Genomic DNA, 2,500 nt, shown 5'->3' with positions numbered 1-2,500 from the left:
TCCGAATACCAAGAAGTGCAATCATGGCAGACAGACTGCGGGTGATAACGTCCGTAGTCGAGAGGGAAACAACCCAGACCGCCAGCTAAGGTCCCTAAACATAGCTCAGTGGGAAACGATGTGAGAAGGCCCAGACAGCCAGGAGGTTGGCTTAGAAGCAGCCACCCTTTAAAGAAAGCGTAATAGCTCACTGGTCGAGTCGGCTCGCGCGGAAGATGTACCGGGGCTCAAGCTATGTACCGAAGCTGCGGATGCTAATTTATTAGCATGGTAGAAGAGCGTTCTGTAAGCCGTTGAAGGTGATCTGGAAGGATTGCTGGAGGTATCAGAAGTGAGAATGCTGACATGAGTAACGATAATGCGGGTGAAAAACCCGCACACCGAAAACCCAAGGTTTCCTACGCAACGCTAATCGGCGTAGGGTTAGTCGGCCACTAAGGCGAGGCAGAAATGCGTAGTCGATGTGAAACAGGTTAATATTCCTGTACCGATGTATACTGCGATGGAATGACGGAGAAGGCTAATCTGGAAGGGTGTTGGTTTACCCTATCTAAGCATGTAGGCTGGAATCTTAGGCAAATCCGGGATTCTAAGGCTGAGATGTGATGGCGACGACGATTTATCGTTGGAGCAGATGATGCCAGGCTTCCAAGAAAAGTTTCTAAGCTTCAGGTATACACGACCGTACTCTAAACGGACACACGTGGGTGAGGCGAGAAGCCTAAGGTGCTTGAGAGAACCCAGGTGAAGGAACTCGGCAAAATGACACCGTAACTTCGGGAGAAGGTGTGCCTACTCCGGTGATGGGATTTACTCCCTAAGCTAGAGAGGTTGCAATAAATAGGTGGCTGCGACTGTTTATTAAAAACATAGCACTGTGCAAACTCGCAAGAGGACGTATACGGTGTGACGCCTGCCCGGTGCCGGAAGGTTAATTGATGGGGTTAGTCTTAGGACGAAGCTCTTGATCGAAGCCCCGGTGAACGGCGGCCGTAACTATAACGGTCCTAAGGTAGCGAAATTCCTTGTCGGGTAAGTTCCGACCTGCACGAATGGCGTAACGATGGCCACACTGTCTCCACCTGGGACTCAGTGAAATTGAATTTGCTGTGAAGATGCAGTGTACCCGCGGTTAGACGGAAAGACCCCGTGCACCTTTACTACAGCTTTACATTGGACTTTGAACCTATTTGTGTAGGATAGGTGGGAGGCTTTGAAGCGTTGACGCTAGTCTGCGTGGAGCCATCCTTGAAATACCACCCTGGTATGTTTGGAGTCCTAACCCAGGTCCATTATCTGGATCGGGGACAATGTATGGTGGGTAGTTTGACTGGGGCGGTCTCCTCCCAAATAGTAACGGAGGAGCGCAATGGTACTCTAAATACGGTCGGAAATCGTATGGTTAGTGCAAAGGCATAAGAGTGCTTGACTGCGAGACAGACACGTCGAGCAGGTACGAAAGTAGGTCTTAGTGATCCGGTGGTTCTGTATGGAAGGGCCATCGCTCAACGGATAAAAGGTACGCCGGGGATAACAGGCTGATACCCCCCAAGAGTTCACATCGACGGGGGTGTTTGGCACCTCGATGTCGGCTCATCTCATCCTGGGGCTGTAGCCGGTCCCAAGGGTATGGCTGTTCGCCATTTAAAGAGGTACGCGAGCTGGGTTTAGAACGTCGTGAGACAGTTTGGTCCCTATCTGCCGTGGGCGCCTGAGACTTGAGGGAAGCTGCTCCTAGTACGAGAGGACCGGAGTGGACGTACCCCTGGTGTTCCTATTGTCTCGCCAGAGGCATTGTAGGGTAGCTATGTACGGACGGGATAACCGCTGAAAGCATCTAAGCGGGAAGCCCCTCCCAAGATAAGGTCTCACTGAATACTTGATATTCCTAAAGGGTCGTCGAAGACTACGACGTTGATAGGCAAGGTGTGGAAGCGTTGAGAGGCGTTAAGCTAACTTGTACTAATTGCCCGTGAGGCTTGACCATATAACACCCAAAGGGTTTGGTTACGAATCTCGATTCGTGCTGAAAACTTAAGTTATATAGTTCAAGCAATTTAATGTGATATTAATAGCGAACGAACTTTACTAAGTTTCCAATAGAACATCTATTTGAATACTGGTTAATGAATTTCGAATTGATATGCCACATACCTCCTCATAACTGCAGCTCGATGCTGTGGTGATGAAGGATTTAACAACTACTTAATTTTAGAACAAGCGATCAGATAAGAGGTCTCGCTCTTTATGACAACAGCCATTGCTGTTCGTTATTCAGCGCGACCTAGACAGCTTTTCTGGCGACCATAGCGATTGTGCACCACCTGATCCCATCTCGAACTCAGAAGTGAAACCAATTAGCGCCGATGATAGTGTGGGATTACCCATGTGAAAGTAGGACATTGCCAGATTTATATACTAAGCCCCTGTTTCTTATGAAACAGGGGCTTTTTTATTGCAACTTCATCGGAGCTACGCACTCCCTCTATCTGGTCCGATT

General features: G+C 49.0%; 2 rRNA genes (1 of these 2 cut by a window edge). Both read left to right on the top strand.

The window, feature by feature from the left end:
- Positions 1 to 1,987: ribosomal RNA gene (locus ABWW54_RS19960) — 23S ribosomal RNA — on the top strand; it begins 898 nt to the left of the window's first position.
- A gap of 309 nt (positions 1,988 to 2,296) precedes the next feature.
- Positions 2,297 to 2,411 (top strand): 5S ribosomal RNA (gene rrf / locus ABWW54_RS19955).
- Positions 2,412 to 2,500: the final 89 nt, after the last annotated feature.

Origin of the sequence: Arenicella sp. 4NH20-0111 (assembly GCF_040366405.1) — a bacterium.
Taxonomy (GTDB): Bacteria; Pseudomonadota; Gammaproteobacteria; order Arenicellales; family Arenicellaceae; genus Arenicella.
Note: the sequence above shows the minus strand (reverse complement) of the source record. Positions and strands in the feature narration are given on the sequence as shown.